Here is a 21,264-nt window from a genome sequence, read left to right on the forward strand (position 1 = left end):
TCGATAAGGCCCGTCATCGGCCGGCCGTGCCGCGCAGCCGGCCCCCCGAGTCCGCCTGCCCCCCCGGCGCGGCCGCGCGGACCGCGGCGACCTGCCGCAGACAGGCCTCCTGGCTCGCCCGGGCGGCCGACTCGGGCACACGAAGGAGCTCGATCCTGCGCTCGACGGGCATGCAGTAGGTCGTCGCCGTCCACAGCTTCGGGTCATCGACGCCGCGGAGCGGATCGAGATCGGTCCACACCCGCGCAACCTTGTCGTCGGACCCGGTGACGATGCGCTTGCCATCGGGGCTGTACGCCACCGCGTTGACGGACGCATCGGACCCGCGCAGCACCAGGGGCTCGCCCGTGCCGTCGGCATTCCATATCCGCGTCGTCTTGTCGTCGGACGCGGTCACGACATACTTGCCATCAGGGCTGAACACCGCAGCATTGACCAGGTGCTCATGACCACGCAGGACCACGGGCTTGCCTGTGCCGTCGGCGTTCCACACCCGCACCGTCTTGTCCCACGACGCCGTGACGACGCGCTTGCCGTCAGGGCTGAACGCCGCCGATACGACCCAACGATCGTGCCCTCGCAGGACCACGGGCTCGCCCGTGCCATCGGCGTTCCACACACGCGCCGTGTTGTCATAGGCGGCGGTGACGATGCGCTCGCCGTCGGGGCTGAACGCCGCCGAACGCACCCTGTCCGCGTGACCATGGAGCACCACGAGCTCTCCAGACCCGTCGGCGCTCCACACGCGCGCCGTCTTGTCGAAGGACGCCGTGACGATGCGCTTGCCGTCGGGGCTGAACGCCGCAGAGCGAACCCTGTCCGCATGACCACGGATCACCAGCGGTTCCCCCGAGCCGTCGGCGTTCCACACACGCGCCGTCTTGTCGTCGGACGCGGTGACGATGCGCTTGCCGTCAGGGCTGAACGCAGCCGAGAACACCTCCCCGTCGTGGCCACGGAAGATCACGGGCGCCCCCGCGACCTCGGCGTTCCACACACGCGCTGTCCTGTCCCATGACGCCGTGACGATGCGCTTGCCATCCGGGCTGAACGCAGCCGAGTAGACGGCATCCTCGTGACCACGGAGGCTGAGGGGCTCACCCGTGCTCTCGGCGTTCCACACCCGCGCCGTCTTGTCATACGACGCCGTGACGATGCGCCCGCCGTCGGCGCTGAACACCGCGGAGTAGACCCGATCCTGGTGGCCGCGCAGGATCCGAGGCTCCCCCGACCCATCGGCGTTCCACACACGCGCCGTCTTGTCCCACGACGCCGTGACGATGCGCTCGCCATCCGGGCTGAACGCCGCCGAGTAGACGACATCCTCGTGGCCGCGCAGGATCCGAGGCTCGCCCGACCCATCGGCGTTCCACACACGCGCCGTCTTGTCCCACGACGCCGTGACGACGCGCTTGCCATCCGGGCTGAACGCAGCCGAGTAGACGGCATCCTCGTGACCGGGCAGGATAACCGGCTCGCCCGTGCCGTCCGCCTTCCACACCCGCGCGGTCCGGTCGAACGACGCCGTCACGATGCGCCCGCCGTCGAGGCTGAACGCCGCGAAATAGACCGGCTCCGCGTGACCCCGGAGGACGAGGAGCTCGCCCGTGCCATCCGCCTTCCACACCCGCGCGGTCCGGTCGAACGACGCCGTCACGATGCGCCCGCCATCGGGGCTGAACGCCGCCGAGTAGACCCCGTCCTCGTGACCGCGGAGGACGAGCGGCTCGCCCGCACCCTCCGTGCGCCACACCCGCGCCGTCCTGTCGTCCGACGCCGTCACGATGCGCTCGCCGCCGGGGCTGAACGCCACCGAGTTGATCGGCGCGTCGTGGCCACGAAGGACCAGCGGCTCGCCCGTGCCATCCGCGTTCCACACCCGCACGGCCCTGTCCGCGCAGATCGTCGCGATGTGCTTGCCGTCGGGGCTGAACGCCGCGCGGATGACGAAATCCGGATGGGTGAGCACCACGCGCGCGACCCAGCTGTGCAGCGCCCAGCGCGCGAGGGTGGCCCACCCGCGCGGCACCTCGGGCGGCTCGACCTCCCGCAAGAGCGCCAGCACCGTCGTGGGATCGGATTGCAGCTCGCGCGCCGCGGCCATGCGGGTGGCGTTGCGCGCCAGGAGCGCGTCCGCCTGCGCGCGGATCGCCAGGTACGACACCATGACCGCGAACGCGCTGAGCGTCGCGATCAGGCCGACAGCAAACTGCCGTCGCAAGCGCCGCGCGCGCTCGGCGAGCTCCACGACGGCCAGGAGATAGCGCTCCTCGCGCTTGCTCAGCCCCGCTCGCCCATCGGCGCCCTGCGCGGCGCGCCGGCGCTCGTACCATGCCCTCGCGTCCTGGGCCGCGCGGTCGCGCCAGAGCAGCCCCTCGGCCCAGCCGCTCGCCTCCCACTGCTGCGCCGAGGCGCGCAGCCGGGCCAGGAACTGCGCGTCTTGCTCGCCCTCGGCGAGCCACTGCCGGAGCTTGGGCCACCGCTCGATCAGCGACTCATGCACCAGCTCCACCGTCGTGCCCTCGCGCTCGCCCCCGGTCTCGATCAGCAGCAGCCGCGCAGCGGCCAGGTGCTGGACCACCTGATCGATCGCCTCGCCCGCAGGAGCCCCGCCGTTCTGCGCCACCCCATGGAGCTCCTCCAGGCTGACCACCGCGCGCGTGCGCTCCGGCGTGACAAGGCGCACGAGCACCGCGCGGGCCAGCCGCTGCTCGCGCACCGGCAGCGCCGAGAGCACCGCGTCCGCGTGCGCGGACAGGGCCCCGGCCACGCCGCCCAGCCGCTCGTAGCTGTCTCGCGTCAGCAGCCGGTGCTCGCGATCCCGCGCCTCCCACAGCTTCGCAGCCGTGAACTGCAAGAGCGGCAGCGGGCTCCGCGTGCTCTCCAGCGTGCCCAGCATGTCCTCGATCATCTCGGGCGTCTCGAAGCGATGACCGGCCGCCTCCAGCGGCCTCGTCAGCGCGTCGCGCAGGCCGTCGCGCCCCATCGGCGGCAGCAGCGACAGGCCGCGCGTCACGTCGATCACGAAATCGTGATCATCGGCCATGTGATCGAGGAAATCCGAGCGGACGGCGAGCAGCACGCGCAGGGGCGATGACGCGTCGTCGGCCACGCCTTCCAGGCAGGCCACGAACGCGGCCCGCTCCTCGCGGCTGGCGCCGAGCGTGTACAGCTCCTCGAACTGATCGACGAAGAGCAGGACATGGTGCCTCGTCCCCTCGCGGCGGCAGCGCGCGCGCAGCCGAGCGCCCAGGTGCCCCGGCTGCGCGCGCAGCGTGGCGACGATCCCGTCGTGGTCGGGGAGCTCGGCCGACCCGGACCCCGTGCTGGCCACCTCGGACTCGGCCACCTGCGCGAGCACATCGACGAGCGCCGACAGCGGCCGGCGCCCCGGCCGCACGATGAACGTCTCCCACCGCTCGCTACCGCGCTTCAACGCGGGGATCACCCCCGCGCGCACGAACGACGATTTGCCCGCCCCCGACGGCCCGACGACCGTGAGGAGCGGCTGGTAGCGCAGCCGCGTCGTCGTGGCGGCGATCTGGCGATCGCGGCCGAAGAAGCGCGCCGCGTCCGACTCCTGGAACGCGGACAGCCCGGCGAACGGGCTCTCGTCGTCGCCCAGCTCGAGCGCCTTTCGACCGGGCAGCAGCGCCTCCAGCTCCGCGAGCAGCTCCTTGGCCGAGCCGATGCGCTCGTGCTGGCGCTTCTTCAGGCACCGGTCGACAAGGTCGCCGAGCGCGCCCACGTCCGGGCGCCGCGCGCTCACGCGCGGCATGGGGAGATCGAGCTTCACGATGTCCGCGAGCCGCGCGACCGAGAACGGGTCGAGCGGGTGCGCCCCCACGAGCAGCGTGTACAGGAGGATGCCCACGGCCCAGAGGTCGCTGCGAGGATCGACGTCCCCGCCCAGCAATTGCTCGGGCGACATGTAGGCCGGCGTGCCGATGAGCCCGCTCCGGTGGCCATCGCCGTGGCCTCGCGCGAGCGTCGCCTGCGTGCCCGTGAGCGTCGACATCACCCTGGCGTCGAGCTGCTTCGCGATCCCGAAGTCGAGCACCTTGATGCTCCCTGCGTCGTCGATGAGGATGTTCTCCGGCTTCAGATCGCGGTGCACGATCCCGAGCTCGTGCGCGCAGACCAGCGCGCGGACGACCGGGATCATCACCTCCACCACCTGGCCGGGCGACATCGGGCCCGACGGCCCTATCGCGGCGAGCGGCCCCGGCGCGCTCGGGTGCTCGCGCTGGGTCAGCCATTCGCTCAGCGTGCGGCCCTTGATGTACTCCAGCACCAGGTACGGGTGTCCGCGGATCTCGTCGACCTCGTGGATCACCACGATGTTCTCGTGACGGCAGCGCGCCGTGGCCCGCGCCTCGTCCAGGAAGCGCTCGTTTCCTTGTCCGCTGAACTCGAGCAGCAGCTTGATCGCCACGAGGCGCCCGAGCTTCGTGTCGCGGGCCAGGTACACGATCCCCATGCCGCCCCGGCCCAGCTTGCGGATGATCTCGTAATGCTTGATCGTGCCGCCGACGTCGGGCAGCGCGGAGCCCGGACCGCGCCCCGTCGGCGTCGCTCCCCCCACCGTGGTTGCGCCGTGCGCGTCGTGCGCGTCGTGTACGGACGGCGCTGCGGCCTCGCGCGCGCGCTCCTCGGGCGTCACGCCGGCCGACGCCTCCGTGGGTGCCAGGCCGGCGAGCGCGAGCGTGGTCTCGACCGGTTCGCCGCGCTCGCCGCGCATTCCGCTCGATCCCGGCCGGTCCGGCTGTCTCTGCTCCTGGGCCTCGGCGTCGCGGCGCGGGGTCTCCTTGAGCTCGAGCGTCGCCTGCGGAAGGGTCGCGCCGAGCGCGTGCTGCTGCAGGTCGTCCTCCGAAGGCATCACCTCCCGCAGGGTGTGTCCCGGCATGAGCTCGAAGACGGTATAGAGCCGCCCCTCGCCGGCGTGCCCCCAGTCGACGGGCCGGACGATCGGAGCGTGGTGGAGCCGCGTCCCAGAGCGCATCTCCCGCAGGAACCGCGAGACGGAGCGCCGCGCAGGGTGCCTGCCCTCTCCATCGCGAGGCAGACGGAGAATCTGGAGCACGATCGGCCCACCGCCCCTGATGCGCCGGCCCCTGTAGACGACCGTTCGGCCGCTCGCTCGGCAGCAGGACAGGATCTCATAGCGACCCTGGAACACCGTCCCTGGCGCGAGGGTCTCGCGGCTCATCCTGGCCCCTCCGATCGCTGCCACGCCCGCGCGGCGGCCCTGGGCGAAACGTCCCCACCCCCTGTCGACACGCAACGCTCCCGAATCTCGAGCTCGTCGCGCCGCTCTGGCGAGAGAACCCGACGGCGTACCCGGACCGATGCTCAAGCAGCCAACCGTCGCTGCCTGTTGGGAGGTTCTATAGCATACGCCCCCACATCGTCCGGTGTCGGCGCCTCGGATGCGTCAGCCCCTCTCCTTCACACCAGGGCTTCCGTCGTTCTCCTCCTATTCTTCTGTCATTTCAGGGCGCTCGGCATTGCGGCAATTCCCAGGCGCCGAGCCGTGGCACACGCGAGGAGCCGGGCTGTGGCTCAGGCGACGAGTCCAGTCATCGCGCAGGTGAAGAGCCCAGTCATCGCTCAGACTCAGGCGAGGAGCCGGGCTGTGGCTCAGGCGAGGAGCCGGGCTGTGGCTCAGGCGAGGAGCCGGGCTGTGGCTCAGGCGACGGGCACAGGGATGGCCCAGGCGACGAGCCCGAATCGTCGTTCAGGCGAAGAACCGAGTCGTGGCTCGGACGACGAGCCCAGTCGACGGGGCGAGTCTCCCTTGCAGCGCGGCCGCCCGCACGCAGCCGTGCTCGTGCCGTGCGGGACGTTCTGCCGGGGCCCTCGGAGCGCAACCTTTTGCTGGATGCCGCAAACCATTGCGGAAGAGAGCAAGCGGTTGCGTAGCCGCCTCCGCGGCCTGGCGCCGCGCGGGCTCCCATTCCCCGCCACCTGTGCGGCCTGCGCGCGGGATCTGCGCTGGCAGCGCGGGCGCCGCGGGTGCCGGTCCGGCACCGCGGCGGCCGAAGAGCGTCAGCCGACCCGCGGCTCCGCGCCGGTGACCTCGCCGTCGGCGCCCTCGTCCTCGTCGAGCGACACGTCCTCCTCGATCACCACTCCGGCGGCCGCCGTGCGCCTCACGGCCGTGAGGCCGAGCTGGATCTGCGCATTCACCGGGAAGACCTGCCGCAGCGTCGTCGCCCAGTCGTTGAACCAGTCCCGCAGGCCCTCGATCCCCTCCCGTTGCTCCCGCCAGGCCCTCGTCAGCTCGGCCGCCGGCACCCGGGGCGGCTGCGCCTGAGCCCCGGCGCCGGCCTCGAGCTTCGCCAGCAGATCGCGCACCTGCTGCACCTTCGCCTCGGTCAGCCCGCGCGCCGCGAGCGTCTTGTGGACCTTCTTCGCGTCGCCATCGCTGTTCCTGGCGAGCCCCTCGAGGCGGCGGAGGTACGTCCCGACCGACATGACCACCGTCGACCCGAGCGGCTGCGGCTCCAGGTGCTTGAAGAACGCGGCCTCGAAGCCGTCGCGCCGTTCGCGCTGCACCACGCGGCGGATGATCGCGCGCGTTCGCGGGAACCACGTGTTCTCGAAGACCTCGACCTCCCGGAGCAGCTGCATCCGCTCGGCGCCCTCGACGCCTCCGCCGCTCGCGGCCTCCACCGCGGCCTCCGCGAAGAGGTGCTCGAGCGGGCGCTGCTCGCCCGCGGCGAGCTTGAATAGCCGCCACCCCTCGCGGTGCTCGTTCGCCGCGTAGCCCTCGCGACGCGCCCGCGCGATGAACGGCGCGGCCTGGACGTTGACGAGGAACCGGAGAGCGCGACCCAGGAGATCCTGCTCGGCGGCGGTGAGCGCCAGCGGCACGGACGCCTCGGAAGGCTCGGACGGCCCGGGCCGCGCTCCCGGGGTCCGGGATGCGCTCGCGGACTTCGCTTTCGGCATGTCGTTTCTCCTCGCTGACGCTCGTCGACAGGCCTGGAGCGTTCAGCGGCGTCGGCCGATTGCAAGCTGCGCGCCAGCGGGGTGGGTGGTGGACGGTCGCCGCGCGTTCCCTACGTTACGCCGCGATTGAACAGCCCACCACGAGGCCGCTCTCCACCCGCTCCCAGGCGAGGAACCTGATGCAATCGAAGTTTGGAACCGATCTGACGACAGGCAGCATCCCGAGACATATCGTGACGTTCTCGCTCCCGATGCTGATCGGGGGCTTCCTTCAGACGACCTACAGCTTCATCAACGCCATCTGGGTCGGTCAGTACCTGGGCACGGCGGCGCTGGCGGCCGTCACCGTGAGCTTCCCGATCGTCTTCACCATCTTCGGCGTCGGGATGGGGATGACCCTCGCGACGAACATCCTCGTCTCGCAGAGCTTCGGCGCCAGGCGGTTCGATGAGCTGCGGCGCGTGGTCGACGGCTCCACCGTGCTGATCTACGGCCTGGGCCTCCTGCTGACCGCCCTCGGGGAGCTCTTTACGCCCCAGATCCTCCGCGCGATGGACACGCCGGCCGACGTCTTCGCGCCGTCGGTCAGCTATCTCCGCATCTACCTGCTCTCGCTGCCGTTCAGCTTCGGCATGCTCGCGCTCCGGAGCATGCTGCAAGGCACCGGTGACTCCAGGACGCCGCTCTATTTCCTGCTCGGCTCCGTCGTGCTGACGACCGTCCTCGACCCGCTCCTCATCTTCGGGCGGCTGGGGCTGCCGGAGCTCGGCCTGAACGGGACGGCGTGGGCCACGCTCGTCTCTCAGGCCATCGCGCTCGTGGCGCTCAACCTGTACCTCCACGCCCGCAGGTCGCCGATCGCGCCGAGCTGGCCGCGCTTCGGCCAGCTCGGGCCGACGATGCGAAAGACGCTCCGAATCGGCGTGCCGGCGGCCGTCCAGCAGTCGGTGGTGGCGCTGGGCATGGTCGTCGTGACGGGGATCGTGAACGGGTTCGGGGAGATCGCGACCGCCGCGTTCGGCGCGGCCTCGCGCATCGACCAGATCGCCTTCCTGCCGGCGATCAACATGGGGATGGCGATATCGACGCTCGCCGGGCAGAACCTGGGGGCGGGGCACCACGGCCGCGTGCGCGAGATCTTCGCGTGGGGGTGCGTGTTCAGCGGCGGCATGACGCTCCTCATCTCGGCGGTGGCGGTCGCGTTCCCCGAGGCGCTCCTCAGGGTGTTCATCACCGATCCGGCCGTCATCGAGCTCGGCGTGTCGTACCTGCACACGGTCGGCGCGTGCTACGTGTTCTTCGGCCTCACCTTCGTGAGCAACGGCATCATCAACGGCGCCGGCGCGACCATGATCACGACCGCGACGACGCTGCTCAGCCTCTGGGTCGTCCGCGCCCCGCTCGCGTACTGGCTCTCGCGCGAGATGCGCAGCGTGAAGGGCGTCTGGTACGCCATCGCGGCGAGCTTCGTCGTGTCGATGATCGCCGGCACGGCCTACTACGCCTCGGGGCGATGGAAGCGGCCCCTCGTCCAGAAGGCGCCTCCGGGCGACGCGGCGAGGCAGGCCGACCCCGCGCAGGCGTTTGCGAGCGAGGTCGGAGAGGCGTGAGGGCGGCGAAGCGCCTGCAGACCGGCCGCCCTGCGCGGAGGCCTGGGGCTTGCACCTTGCTTCGCCGCCCCCCTCAGGGCACGCTGGACCCATGGGCCATCCCGCCGAGAAGCGTCGACGCGCGACGTACGCCGACCTCGAGGCGGCGCCGCCGAACAAGGTGGCAGAGCTCATCGGCGGCGAGCTTCACCTCTTCCCCCGGCCAGCGCCGCGGCACGCGCGCGCCGCGTCGAGCCTGGGCATCGAGCTCGGCGGTCCCTTCGATCACGGCAAGAACGGCCCGGGTGGCTGGTGGATCCTGGACGAGCCCGAGATCCACTTCCCCGATCCGGCCTCGCCAGGCGACGTGGATGTCGTCGTGCCGGACCTCGCCGGGTGGCGTCGGGAGCGCATGGCCGAGCTCCCCGACACGCCCTACTTCTCGCTCGCTCCGGACTGGATCTGCGAGGTCCTGAGCCCCTCGACCGAGCAGCACGATCGCAAGGAGAAGATGCCCATCTATGCGCGCGAGGGCGTGCGGCACGTCTGGCTGATCGCGCCCCTCCAGCGGACCCTTGAGATCTTCACGCTCGCCGCGGACCGCAGCTGGGCGCCGATCGCCACTCACCGTGACACCGCGAGCGTCCGCGCTACGCCCTTCCAGGCCATCGAGCTCGATCTCGCCGTGCTCTGGGCGACCGGATAAACTCCCTCATTTTGCAGCCCTTTTCAGCGGAGAAATTGAACAGGGAGGCGGGGAGACGGGGAGTATTTTGAAGATTTCCCTCCCCGTCTCCTCGCCTCCCTGTTCAATTTTCTCGGAGGTACGGCACGAGTCAGAGATCCCGAGTCAGAGTTCCCGACTCGGAGGGCCTGAGTCCGAGAGCTCGCCGTCCCCGCCCTCGCCGCCGTCCGGCCCCCGGAGCTGCGCCGAGAGCAAGCCGACGAGCTCCTGCGTCGAGAGCTTGCCGGCGGTGTCCTTGCCGCCGAGCACCTGCGCCACGAGCGAGCGCTTCTCCGCGTGCAGCGACAGCATCTTCTCCTCGATCGTGCCGAGCGCCACCAGGCGATAGATGGTGACCGGCCGCCGCTGGCCCAGGCGGTGCGCCCGGTCCGAGGCCTGATCCTCGACCGCGGGGTTCCACCAGGGGTCGAGGTGGATCACGTTGGTGGCCGCCGTGAGGTTGATGCCGAACCCCCCCGCCTTCAGCGAGATCAGAAAGAGCGGCGACGACCCTTCCTGGAACTCGCGCACCCGCTCGGCCCGGGCCTTCCGGGGCGTCGCGCCGTCGAGGTAGACGTACGCGACGCCGCGCGCCTCGAGCGCCTCGCGCACCAGCGCGAGGTGCGACGTGAACTGGCTGAACACGAGCGCGCGCTGCCCCTCCGCGCACAGCTCCTCGACGAGCCCGAGGAAGCGCGCGAGCTTGGACGAGTCGAGCGTCGAGCGCGCGTCGTAGAGGCGCGGGTGCGACGCGAGCAGCCTGAGGCGCGTGAGCGCCGCCAGCACCTCGACGCGCCGCTCCTGCTCGCGCCGGACCGCCCGGGGCGTCTCGAGGTCGGACAGCGCCGCGAGGCGCGCGTCTTCGTAGAGCTGCCACTCGGCGCCCGAGAGCACGACCGGCACGCGCACCTCGGTGCGCGCCGGCAGCTCGGCCTCCACCTGCGCCTTGGTCCGCCGGAGGAGGAACGGGGCGAGCACGCGCGCGAGCGCGGGCCCCGCGGCAGGGTCGATGTGCCGCTCGATCGGCATGGCGTAGCGGTCGCGGAACGCGTCCCAGCCGCCCAGGAGGCCGGGGAAGACGAGCGCGAAGAGGCTCCAGAGCTCGCCGAGGTGGTTCTCGATCGGCGTGCCCGAGAGCGCGAACCTGAAGTCCGCCTGGAGCGCCCTCGCGGCGCGGAAGCGCTGGGTGGTCGCGTTCTTCAGGCTCTGCGCCTCGTCGAAGACGACGGTGGCGAAGCGCCGCGCCGCGAGGCGCGCGGCGTCGCGCACGAGCAGGCCGTAGCTGAGCACCAGCACGTCGCCCGGGCCGAGCCGCGCGAGCGCGCCGTCGCGATCGGCCTCGTCCGCGTAGAGCGTGAGGCGGAGGGAGGGCGCGAAGCGCCGCGCCTCGTCCTGCCAGTTGAAGGCCACCGAGGTGGGCGCGACGACGAGCGCCGGCCCGCGCTCGCCGCGCTCGATCAGGACGGCGAGCGCCTGCACCGTCTTGCCGAGGCCCATGTCGTCGGCGAGCACGCCCCCCGCGCCCCAGGCCGCGAGGCGCACGAGCCAGCGGTACCCGTCGAGCTGGTAAGGGCGGAGCTCGCCGGCGAGCGACGCCGGCACGGCGGGGCAGAGCTCGCCGGCGGCCACGACCCGCTCGACGAGCCCCCGGAACGCGCCGTCCGCCTCGATCGCGGCGCCGGCCCGCTCGAGCTCCCACAGCACCGCGGCGGCCGAGGGGCCCACCGAGAGGCCGTGCGGGGAGTCGTGGACATGATCGGCCAGGCGCTCGAGGTGGGCGCGCAGGGCCTCGCCCAGCTCCACGTAGGTGGTGGCCTCGACCTGCACGTAGCGCTCGTGGCGGCGCGCCGAGTCGAGCAGCCGGGCCAGCTCCACGCGCTCTCCCGCGACGCTCAGGCCGCCGAGGGCGCCGAACCACTCGCGCCGCTTCTCGAGGACGACCTTGAGCGCGCGGGGGCCCCCGTCGCCCACGACGCGCAGGGGCTCGCTGACCCACTCGAGCTCCGGGGGCGGCTCGCGCCGCGCGCAGGCCGCGAGCAGATCGAGCGCGCCCTGCGCGCTGGCGAAGCGGTAGTGGAACGGGCGATCCTCGAACGGCTCGGCCCCGGCGAGCGGGAGCGCAGCGGCGAGCGCGGCGGCGAAGTCCTGTTCCCGGCGCAGGTCGCGCACCGCGTGCAGGGCCCGGTCGCCGCGCCGCACGTGGACGTCGCGCGCGCCCGCGCCCGGCACGAGCGGCGGGGCGTCCGCGAGCGGCCGCACGCGCAGCTCGACCTCCACGGCGCCGCGGGGCTGGGCCGTGAGCCGCAGCACCGGGAGCAGCTCCGGCGGGACCGACTCGCCCATCACGCTGCGCGGCATGGCCACGGGCACGCGCAGCGCCCACCGCGAGAGCGCGGCGAGCAGCGCGCCGTGGCTCTCGGGCGGGAAGACGTCGCCCTCGCGCGCGAGCACGTCGAGCAGCGCCCGGATCTCGGCCTTGACGTCGAGCAGCGTGAGCCGCCGCGCGCCCTTGTCCCAGTCCCAGAGGAACAGCACCTCCTCGGGCCGGGCCCGGCGCGCGCGATCGAGCAGCGCAGGGGGCAGCGCCGTACCCTCGACGCCGGCGCTCACCCGCACGGCGCCGTGGCGCTCCTCGGCCACGACGCCCACCGGCGCGCGCTCGATGCGGACGGCGACGTCGGGCGCCTCGTCGAGGAAGAGGCGCGAGTGGCCGATGAGCGCTTCGAGCAGCGCCCGCGAGGCGAAGGCGTTGCCCTCGGGCAGGAGGGACGCGATGCGGGCGTCCTCGGGGGAGAGCTTTCCGCCGTGCTCCAGCAGGAGGCGCTTCTTGCCGAGCCGCGCCCCGGCGCCGCGCTGCGCCTTCTTGCCCAGCCGGTGGATCCAGGGCGCGACAACGACGCCGGCCGCCTCGACGACGTCCAGCCGGAAGGAGAGCTCGACGCCGCCGCGCGCCCCCGGGCCCTCGTCGAGGGCCCTGTCGAGCGCCAGCAAGGCGCGCTCCCAGGCGGGGCGGCCCAGCTCGTCGAGCGCCTGGAAGAACGCCTCGCTCGGGGGCTGGCGAAGCCAGAGCAGCGCGGCGTCGATGGCCGCGAGCACGTGGACGCAGCCGGCCGCGCCGCAGTCGCACTCGGCGCGGAGGGCCCCGGGCGCGAGGGTCAGCCGCGCCTCCGGCCTGACGAAGCCGGCGCCCGCGCGGTGCGCCTCGAACGGCCGCGGGTCGTCGAGGCGAAAGCCGGGGAGCGCGGCGTCGAACCGCAGCGCGGCGGCCCGGAGCGCCCGCTCGGGGCGCGGGGCCGCCGCCTCCGGCACGCGCGCGCGCAGCTCGCAGAGCCGCTCGTGCGCCGAGAGGGCCCGCGGCTCCTCGGGCGCCCGCAGGAGCGACGCGACGGCGGAGCGCGCGAGCGCGGCGTCGTCGCGCTCGTCCTCCAGGAAGCGAGCCACGAGGGGCGGCAGGACGTCGCGGAGGCGCGAGGGCGCGAGCCACGCGAGCGCGCCCGCGAGCGAGTCGGCGCTCGCGAGGTCGATGAGGCGCCGCCGCGCGCCGAGGAGCTGCAGCTCGGGCCAGAGCGTGGGGTCGACGCGCGGCGCCACCGCCTCGAGGCTCAGCCGGGCCAGGTGCGCGACGCCGTGCTGCGCGAGCCAGGCGAGGAGGGCCGCGCGGGTCTCGAAGGGCGCCGCAGGGGCTACGGGGGGGACGGCCTGGGTGTCGCCGGGCATGACGGGCGGCGTAACGTCGTCGGTGCGAGGGCCCGGTTCAAGGGGTTCCGGCGCGCTGCCCCCTGGGAGCGAGCGCGCTGTACGGTGCGGCGCCGCGCGGCTCGGGTTCGCGTCGCTCGACGAAGGCGAGCTGCGCGAGGCGACGCGCCGGCTCTGCGCCGCGCTGCGCGCCCGGCCCGACATCCAGCGTGGCCGTACGACGTTGTGAGCGCGTATCGGTGATTGGCGCTCTGCTGGAGGAGCGCAGTCCGCGATTCCCAGGGTCGCATGTTCGCGATACGCTCTGCGCATGCCCCGGTCCCTGGCCCCAGCGCGTCGCCCGAGAGGCACACCGGCGCGTCTGGGACACAGAGGCGGCACGGAGGTGCTCGATCGTGTTCCATCCTTCCTCGTTCGACTCACAACCTGACTCCCAGAGGAGAGACAGCGCGCGCAGCGTGGTCGCGCTCGCTGATCGACCGGCAGACTCCCGCCCAGCCTCTTCGCGCCGCTCTGTGCGGCTGCGAGGCCGCCTCATCGACGGGCGTTACCAGGTCGATCAGCTGCTCGGGCGCGGCGCGATGGGCGAGGTCTGGCGCGCGCACGACGGCGTCCGGCGCGCCGACGTCGCGCTGAAGTTCCTCACGGTGGCGCGGGGCGGGCGGAACGTCGATGCGATCGAGCGGTTCCGCCTGGAGGCGCGGGTCGCCGCGCAGCTCGGACAGAAGACCCGCGGCGTCGTCGCCGTGCTCGACGCCGGCGAGGACCTGGCGGCGGGCCCGTACATCGTGATGGAGCATGTGCGCGGCAGGTCGCTGCGTCAGCTGCTGGAGGAGCGAGGGACGATCCCTGCCGTCGAGCTCGCGTCGCTGCTCCGCCAGCTGGGAGAGGCGCTGTCGGTGGCGCACGGCCTTGGCGTCGTGCACCGGGACATCAAGCCGTCCAACATCCTTCTTGTCGAGGGGAGCGACGGCCATCTATGCGCCAAGATCACCGACTTCGGGATCGCCAAGTGGGTCGGCCAGGATCGGCCGGCCGATTTCCGCCGCCGCACCGCGGACGGCGTGGTGCTGGGCACGCCGGCGTACCTGAGCCCGGAGCACACGTGTGACGGCCTGGGCGGCCCGCAGCTCGACATGTGGTCGCTCGCGGTCGTCGCGCACGAGGCGCTGACCGGGCGGCAGCCGTTCCCGGGCCGCAACCTGGCCGCGGTGCTCGCGGCCATCCTGGTCAGCGGGCGCCCCCCGCTGGCCACGTTGTGCCCGGGAGCGCCGCCCGCCCTGGAGGCGTGGTTCGCGCGCGCCTTCGCCATCAGCCCGTCGGAGCGGTTCCCCGGCGTCCAGGCGATGATCTCTGCCTTCGAGGCCGCGGCAGGGGTGCCGGTGGCGCCGCCGGCGGCGCCGAGGAGGCGGCGCTGGCGCGTCGCTGCGGCCGGGGCGGCGCTGGCGCTCGGGATCGCGCTGCCCGCGGCGCTGCTCTGGGGGCCGGCGGGGAGCGACGGCGCGCACCGCGTGGACGGGGTGGTCCGCGACGCGGCGCGCGCCGCCGCCCGGGTCGCCGACGCTGCACAGGCGATGACCGCACGCCTCCTGGAACGCCAGGGCACAGCGCCCCGATAGCGGATCTCGCGCCGCGTCCGCCTCGTCGGGACGCGGGCGGGGCCAACCAGGAATTCGGGCGCGCCGTCCAGGAACCCAGGCGCGCGGTCTGCTGCATCCGCCCAGGGGACACGTCTTCAAGACACCATCTGCGCTCGTCGTGCCACAGCGCTGCGTTGTCGATCCATCGTGTCGCTCGAAGCCGCGGCGAGCGACACGCGCGTCAGGGCGAGGCGCCCTCCTGACAGCGGCCCTCGGCGCACTCGAGCGGGCCCGGCACGGCGCAGTCGTACGCGCAGTACTTCCCCCAGCGCTCGTTGTCCTCGATGAGCGCGCGCGCCTCCTCTTCCACATACGCTTTCTTGGCGCTGTTCACGGGCACGAAACACCCGAGCGGGCAGCCGGGCGATGCATAGACGCACTCCGAGGGGTCATTGCACGCGTTCGACTCGGCGACGATCACCTCGAACTCTTGCTGCATCTCCTCCTCGCTCTTGGCGCAGCTCGCGCAACCGAGGGCGATGATGAAAAGCACCATTCCTTTTGCGCGCATCGAAATGTTTCACCCCCGGCAGAAGGCCGCGAGTCCCGCGCCTTCAGGGGGCGTTCGCCGCAGCGCCTCGTTCCGGTATACATCACCCCTCCCAGCCCGGGCCTCGCCAGCACGAAAGCGGCACAGGACAGCCCGCGCCCCGAACGGCCCCTGTCGCCAGCGCCGCGACAGCTGGCCTGGCCGGCCCTGCAGCGCGCGCCTGTGGCACGGGCGGAGGAGGCCAGTCCGGCTGGGCAGGACCCATGGGGAAACCCTCGATGTCTTACGCTATCTGCGCCAGCCGACGCCGCGCATCGCGCTCGTCAAGGCAGGAGCACACTCCTCGCGCTTTCATCAAAACCGCCGCCTTCACTCCACAACCTTCGGGGCCATGCTAGGCTGCGTCTCTCACGGATGCTTATCTACGTCGGCCGCATGAGCTGACAAGAAGGTTACGATGCTAGCATATCAGACGAAACACGGGTCGCAACAGGGCAAATTCTGGCACTCCCGGAGGTGGACGGGCGCGGCGGTCGGCGCTGCTGTGTTGTTGATGCCAGCGCTGGCAACCGCCACGGAGGGCTACTGGAGCTCCGACACAGACGTCTCTCTTCACGAAGACCATTATGGTCAAATTCAGCTCAACGAGCGGGCAAATCTACACTGCAACGGTCATTCCATCTACCCGCCGACAACAGCCCCGACATTCACCAACTGCAAGGACGAGACGGGAGCCGACCGAACCTGCGCAGTCGTGGCGAACGCCAACCCGATAAACAAGGAGCTCGACCGACAAGTTCAGATTCACAACTGCACCATTCACAGCCAAGGGAACTTTGACTATGGCCTCTCAATCGCGGACTCTTGGCAGTTCCAGCTCTTTGGCGTCGCAGCATTCGGTGCCAACCGCGCGAACGTACACCTACGGGACAGCGACACATTTTCGATTGAATACGGGGCCTACTCGGACGGCTACCGCGGGGTGGAGATGATCCGCGCGAGCGGGAGCGTCATGGGCACCTATGTCTCCGGAAACACAGACGCTGGCATCTATCAGCATGACAGCAATGGCAATCAGTACGAACAAAACTCGTTCATAGACAACGGCGGCCCCGGTCTATACATCAGCCACAGCACAAACATCTCGATCGTAGACGCGTGGGCAGACTTCAACTGGGGTGGCATTCAAGTTTCAAACTCAGATCATTTTAGCATTGAGTGGAGCAGCTTCGCCAGAAATGATCTGGGCATTCGGGTCGTAGCCAGCGGCCACGGGACCATCGCTCACAACTCCTCATCCACCAGCAGCGTCTACGATGCGTGGCAGAGCGTGAACAAGATCTCCGCCACCAACCATTGGTCGACCACCAACAGGCTCGAGACGCTCCGCAACATAACTCTCCGTTGAAGCGTAATACCGCAGCGCAATTCGCAAGCGGCACGAAGTGGCCAAGCGGGAGCTGGACGATTCGTTCCGGCGGCGGAGCCGATCAGGAGTGATGGATATCAAACATCGCGACCGCCGGTCTCGATCCGGGTGGCGCATCCGGCGTCGAGATCGAGGACGCCGGGCACCTGCAGCGCAGGGAGAGGACGAGCCCCGCGATCCCCGTCGAGGTGAAGGCGCCTTGACCGCTCTCGCAGACACAGGCCGCGACGCGCCCTGAACGGCTGAAGAGTCATGGAGTCGTGGCGTCAGGAGGGCTGGGGAGAGCGTAGGGGTCGCGGCCGGCGTCCTTGAGGCGCTGAGCGGCTGCAGCGATGGCCGCCCGGCGGAGGGCTTCGGCGTGTTGCTGGAGGTCTGCCCACGCCTCGGCGGGCAGCGTGCGCGCGGCCTGTTCTAGGAGGGCAGCGTAGCGCTGGGCGCGATCGACCTCGCGGAGGGAGGTGCAGAGATCGCGGAGTAGAAGGGCGGTGGCGAGGAACGCCCGGTCGTCCTGCAGGCTGGAGAAGATCAGGAGCTGGAGCTCCAGTGTGATGCTCTGACCAATGCGATCCTGTATCCGCCCGCCGATGTCCAGGGAGAGCTCTGCGAGGATCAATGCCTGGTCCGGAGCGCCGACAGCCGCGGCTGTGCGTGCGAGGTAGCCGTGAACAGCCTGCTCGCCAACTTGATTCCGGATCTCGCGATGGCGGGCGAGCACATCCAGGAAGCGCTGAAAGGCTTCCTTGGGCTCGCCGGCTGTTAGCGCCAGCAAACCAAGGCTCTGAAGGCAGTTGGCCTCGCCGAGGCGCTCGTGAATCTCGCGAAAGATGCCCAGAGCGAGGGTGTAGGAGGTCCGAGCGGCATCGAGGTCGTCGACACGCATGTCGAGGTCGCCCAGGCTCTGAAGACAGTTGGCCTCACCGGAGCGATTGCGAATCTCGCGAAAGATGCCCAGAGCGAGGGTGTAGGAGGCGCGAGCGGCATCGAGGTCGTCGACACGCATGTCGAGGTCGCCGAGGCTCTGAAGGCAGTTGGCCTCACCGGAGCGATCGCGAATCTTGCGAAAGATGCCCAGAGCGAGCGTGTAGGAGGCGCGAGCGGCATCGAGGTCGTCGACGCGCCTGTCGAGGTCGCCGAGGCTCCAAAGACAGTTGGCCTCGCCGAGGGGATTATGAATCTCGCGAAAGATGCCCAGAGCGAGCGTGTAGGAGGCGCGAGCGGCATCGAGGTCGTCAACGCGTCTGTCGAGATCGCCGAGGCTCTTCAGGCAGTTGGCCTCGCCGAGGCGATCGCGAATCTCGCGAAAGGCAGGCAAAGCGAGCGTGTAGGAGGCGCGAGCGGCATCGAGGTTGAAAACGCGCAGGTCGAGGTCGCCGAGGCTCTTCAGGCAGTTGGCCTCGCCGACGCGATCGCGAATCTCGCGAAAGATGCCCAGAGCGAGCGTGTAGGAGGCGCGAGCGGCATCGAGGTCGTCGACGCGCCTGTCGAGGTCGCCGAGGCTCCAAAGACCGTTCGCCTCGCCGAGGCGATCGCGAATCTCGCGAAAGATGCCCAGAGCGAGCGTGTAGGAGGCGCGAGCGGCATCGAGGTCGTCGACGCGCCTGTCGAGGTCGCCGAGGCTCTTCAGGCAGTTGGCTTCGCCGAGGCGAGCGCGAATCTCGCGAAAGATGCTCAGAGCGAGCGTGTAGGAAGCGCGAGCGGCATCGAGGTTGGAAACGCGCCTGTCGAGGTCGCCGAGGCTCTGAAGGCAGTTGGCCTCGCCGAGGCGATCGCGAATCTCGCGAAAGACGGGCAAAGCGAGGGTGTAGGAGGCGCGAGCGGCATCGAGGTTGGAAACGCGCATATCGAGGTCGCCGAGGCTTTTCAGGCAGTTGGCCTCGCCGAGGCGATCCTGGGCCGTTTGAGAGATCTCCAGGCCATGCTCGAGTGCCTTCCTAGAGCGTTCGAGATCGCCACGGTACATCGCCACGTTGCCTTCAAGGACCAAGGCAGCCGAAACTGCGCCATGATAGCCGATCCCCTCCGCCAGGCGCCTCGCCTCTCTTGAGCTAGCCAGCGCCTCGTCGAGGGCATAGTGACGAACTAATAGCTTCTGCCCGAGATTCAGCCATGCATCGGCCAGCGCGGCCGGCGGCGGTGCCTCCGACGAAGGCATCGTTTCGCGAAGTCGGGCTGCTGTCGCCCTCAACTCGTTCAGTTCATCAATGAATCTTGCCGGGCGTCGCGCTTCTTCGGGCGGCGATGCGAGCCTCGCTGCGTCGCCCAGCGTGGCACCTGGGAGCGCCTCCACCTCGCATGTCCCAGATCGTACGTCGAACAGGTCAGGGGCCACACGAGGCAGATCGGCGGCACGGTCCGGCGAAAGCACCAGCACGAGCGGTCCCACGATCACGCGCGCCAAAGTATCGCGCGCGATGTTGAGCGCCTGGATTGCGCGGCCTTCCGCAGTGTCAAGCAACGACGCTGTATCAGAAACGACGATGCCCCGGCGAGGCTGGGCAGGACCCGCGGTCTCCAGGAGTTCTTCGACGGCGCGCACACCCTGCGCTCCATCCGGCAGGAACTGGAACGTAGGGAGCCCCTCCTGTCCGCTCCAGCCTCGCATTCGCCGCAACACCTCAGTCCGCGCTGCGCCAGACGCCAGCACCACGAACAACGCGAACCGGTCCGCGCGCCGCAGTCCCCGCCGGAGCGCCCTGAGCCGCTCCTCGGACTCGTCAGTCAGGTTGGCAATGGACTCGGCAGCCGACCCCGGCAGGTACGAACTCCCACCGGCAGGCTCACCCGTGCTCACGGTACTTCCGGCACCGCTCCACGAGCGGGTGAACCGCGTGCCACGGGTCCGGACCGCCGTTCTGATATTCGAGGACGAACAGGTTGAGCAGCAGGTCGCGCTTCACCCCTACGTCGCACTGGTCCGGAAATCGATTCGTCTCTGCGATCTGGCGCAGAATCGGCACATATCCCTCAGGCAGCGCCCGCTCGAAATCGGCCTGCAAGATGGAGGCGGCCCGCTCGACCGAGGCCGCGGTCACCGGAGGGTCATCGTGCTCATTGCTGGCTGCCCGCACCATGTGGAGCGCGTGCCGGATGCAGCCGCCGCTGAGGCGCGCGATTCGCTCCGCCGCCCTGTCGCCTTCCTCGAACAGACGATCGAACTGCACTCGCTTCTTGAGCAAGTCCACCAGCGCGGTCACGCCGCCCTGGTTGTCCCCACCGCCCTCCGCGGCGCGCCGGCGGACCTCGATCATCGGCACGACGACGATCTCGCCGCCGTAGAGCCCGCTCAGCCCCGCGCCGGCCGGCGCGTAACAGAGATACAGCGGAACCGTGATGACGAGGTGCGCGTCGAGGCTCTTCAGGGCGCCCATCCGCTCCCGGTAGAGCCGCTCCACCCCCTCGTGGTGTGCCTGGCTCAGCTTCTCCATGTTGTCGATGAGCACCACCAGCGGACCCGCGCCGTCGTCCGGCGCCTCCCTGGTCGCGGCGAAGGCCTTGTTCAGCCCCTCGATCAGCACGGCCGTCGTGGAGCGCAGGGCGGTGCGGATGTCCTTCCGGCGCTCCGCGCTGGGTAGGCGGACCTCGCCGAGGATGCGGGTGAGCGCCTCCGAGATGTCGCCGGGAAGGTTGGTGATCGTCTTGCTCAGCGCCTCCTTGATCTGGTCCTTCCACAGCGGCATGAGCACCTTCACGGCCGCCGCCTTCCGCTGCTCATAAACGAGCTTCCACAGCGCGAGGAGGATATCCTCGAGGTCGATGTCGGTCCGGTTCAGCATCACGTCAGCGTCGAGGAACAGGACCGTCGCGAGCGGCGCGCCGTGAGCGGCCGTCTCCAGCTGGACCTTCATCCGGAGGAGCTCGGTGGTCTTCCCGCTCCCGAGGTGACCGCTGACGAAGTGGAGGGTGGGGATCCCACCGGACCGACGGATGTTGCGGACGATCCGGCCGAGGCGATCGCTGCCGCGGATGGCCGTCAGGTTGGCGAACAGGCTGGAATCTTCCCTGGGGTCCAGCGGCGAGTAGGGGTCGCAGAGGCGGACGGCATCGTCCAGGTTCTGCGCGGGCGGCGGGGTCAGCACGCGGCTGGAGACCGCATGGCCGCGGAGGGTGGCGATCGGGGCGTTGCTCATGGCGGAGGAGCTCCGGGGCGGACGCTACCACAAGCCTGGCCGCACGGCAGCGTCACCACCGCCCGCGTCCCCCCGCCGGGCCGGCGCGATGGCGACGGCTTCCTCCCTTCGCCGCGGCGAGCACCCGAGCCGCACGAACCACCCTCCATGCATCGCTGCCTCGGCCCAAGCATCCTTCAACGGAATCACGAGTCCGTTCATCCCGCAAACCGACGTCCCGCCGATCTGGAATCCCGCGTTCTTCGGCAACACGAGGTGACGCGCATCCGGGCGCGGTTCCTCACCGCCGGCCAGCACGTGTGGCACTGCCACATCCTCGAGCACGAAGACAACGAGATGATGCGGCCGTACCGCATCGGGCCCGTCCAGCCGGGACAACCGACCTAAGGGGTGCGACGAGGGGCGATGCCTTCCGCGCGCTGCCGCGGCATCGCAGAACGAAGAGCGCCGCGGCTCATCGCGAGGACCATCGTTCGCTCAATTTTTTTCCTTCGTCCGGGAACAAGGTGAGCACGTTCCTCAGGGCGGGCTCTTCTCCTTGACCCGCCTGGCGGCCAGGAGGTTCGCACGGGGCCGTCTCCGGGCACGGGGGCGCTCAGCGCGGCAGGCTCCGCT

10 protein-coding genes and 1 pseudogene are annotated in these 21,264 nt (G+C 70.7%); 5 read left to right on the forward strand and 6 right to left on the reverse strand.

What is annotated here, in order from left to right:
• Positions 1-13 precede the first annotated feature (13 nt).
• Together WME97_RS24920 and WME97_RS24925 are read right to left on the reverse strand one after the other, a co-directional pair.
• Positions 14-5,209 (reverse strand): nSTAND1 domain-containing NTPase, encoded by a 5,196-nt coding sequence (locus tag WME97_RS24920; protein WP_437540595.1) that lies wholly within the window; start codon positions 5,207-5,209, stop codon positions 14-16.
• Between the two features lie 839 nt (positions 5,210-6,048).
• Entirely contained in the window at positions 6,049-6,954 is a 906-nt protein-coding gene (locus WME97_RS24925) for a hypothetical protein (RefSeq protein ID WP_437540597.1), read from the reverse strand.
• A gap of 179 nt (positions 6,955-7,133) precedes the next feature.
• On the opposite strand from WME97_RS24925, the gene WME97_RS24930 reads away from it, so the two are divergent.
• The gene (locus tag WME97_RS24930) at positions 7,134-8,564 is read left to right on the forward strand and encodes an MATE family efflux transporter (RefSeq protein ID WP_437540599.1); all 1,431 of its coding nucleotides are present in this window, start codon (positions 7,134-7,136) and stop codon (positions 8,562-8,564) included.
• A 91-nt stretch (positions 8,565-8,655) separates the two neighbouring features.
• Entirely contained in the window at positions 8,656-9,249 is a 594-nt protein-coding gene (locus tag WME97_RS24935) for a Uma2 family endonuclease (RefSeq protein ID WP_437540601.1), read from the forward strand.
• Between the two features lie 144 nt (positions 9,250-9,393).
• Here WME97_RS24935 and WME97_RS24940 read toward each other — a convergent pair whose 3' ends face one another.
• The gene (locus WME97_RS24940) at positions 9,394-12,984 is read right to left on the reverse strand and encodes an SNF2-related protein (protein WP_437540603.1); all 3,591 of its coding nucleotides are present in this window, start codon (positions 12,982-12,984) and stop codon (positions 9,394-9,396) included.
• Between the two features lie 494 nt (positions 12,985-13,478).
• On the opposite strand from WME97_RS24940, the gene WME97_RS24945 reads away from it, so the two are divergent.
• A complete protein-coding gene (locus WME97_RS24945; RefSeq protein ID WP_437540605.1) occupies positions 13,479-14,582 on the forward strand; it encodes a serine/threonine-protein kinase in 1,104 nt (367 codons plus the stop codon).
• Positions 14,583-14,784: 202 nt separating this feature from the next.
• Here WME97_RS24945 and WME97_RS24950 read toward each other — a convergent pair whose 3' ends face one another.
• Positions 14,785-15,099: a hypothetical protein gene (locus WME97_RS24950; protein ID WP_437540607.1), complete on the reverse strand. Its 315-nt coding sequence runs from the start codon at positions 15,097-15,099 to the stop codon at positions 14,785-14,787.
• A 451-nt stretch (positions 15,100-15,550) separates the two neighbouring features.
• On the opposite strand from WME97_RS24950, the gene WME97_RS24955 reads away from it, so the two are divergent.
• Entirely contained in the window at positions 15,551-16,501 is a 951-nt protein-coding gene (locus tag WME97_RS24955) for a right-handed parallel beta-helix repeat-containing protein (protein WP_437540609.1), read from the forward strand.
• A gap of 271 nt (positions 16,502-16,772) precedes the next feature.
• Here WME97_RS24955 and WME97_RS24960 read toward each other — a convergent pair whose 3' ends face one another.
• Both WME97_RS24960 and WME97_RS24965 read right to left on the reverse strand, forming a co-directional pair.
• The gene (locus WME97_RS24960) at positions 16,773-19,313 is read right to left on the reverse strand and encodes a tetratricopeptide repeat protein (protein WP_437540611.1); all 2,541 of its coding nucleotides are present in this window, start codon (positions 19,311-19,313) and stop codon (positions 16,773-16,775) included.
• Entirely contained in the window at positions 19,300-20,649 is a 1,350-nt protein-coding gene (locus WME97_RS24965) for a hypothetical protein (protein ID WP_437540613.1), read from the reverse strand. The genes WME97_RS24960 and WME97_RS24965 overlap by 14 nt, the downstream gene beginning before the upstream one ends.
• A gap of 252 nt (positions 20,650-20,901) precedes the next feature.
• Here WME97_RS24965 and WME97_RS24970 point away from each other — a divergent pair.
• A pseudogene (locus tag WME97_RS24970) lies at positions 20,902-21,036 on the forward strand (multicopper oxidase domain-containing protein); the annotation flags it as partial.
• Between the last annotated feature and the right edge of the window lie 228 nt (positions 21,037-21,264).

Source organism: Sorangium sp. So ce367 (assembly GCF_051520455.1).
Lineage (GTDB): Bacteria > Myxococcota_A > Polyangia > Polyangiales > Polyangiaceae > Sorangium > Sorangium cellulosum_B.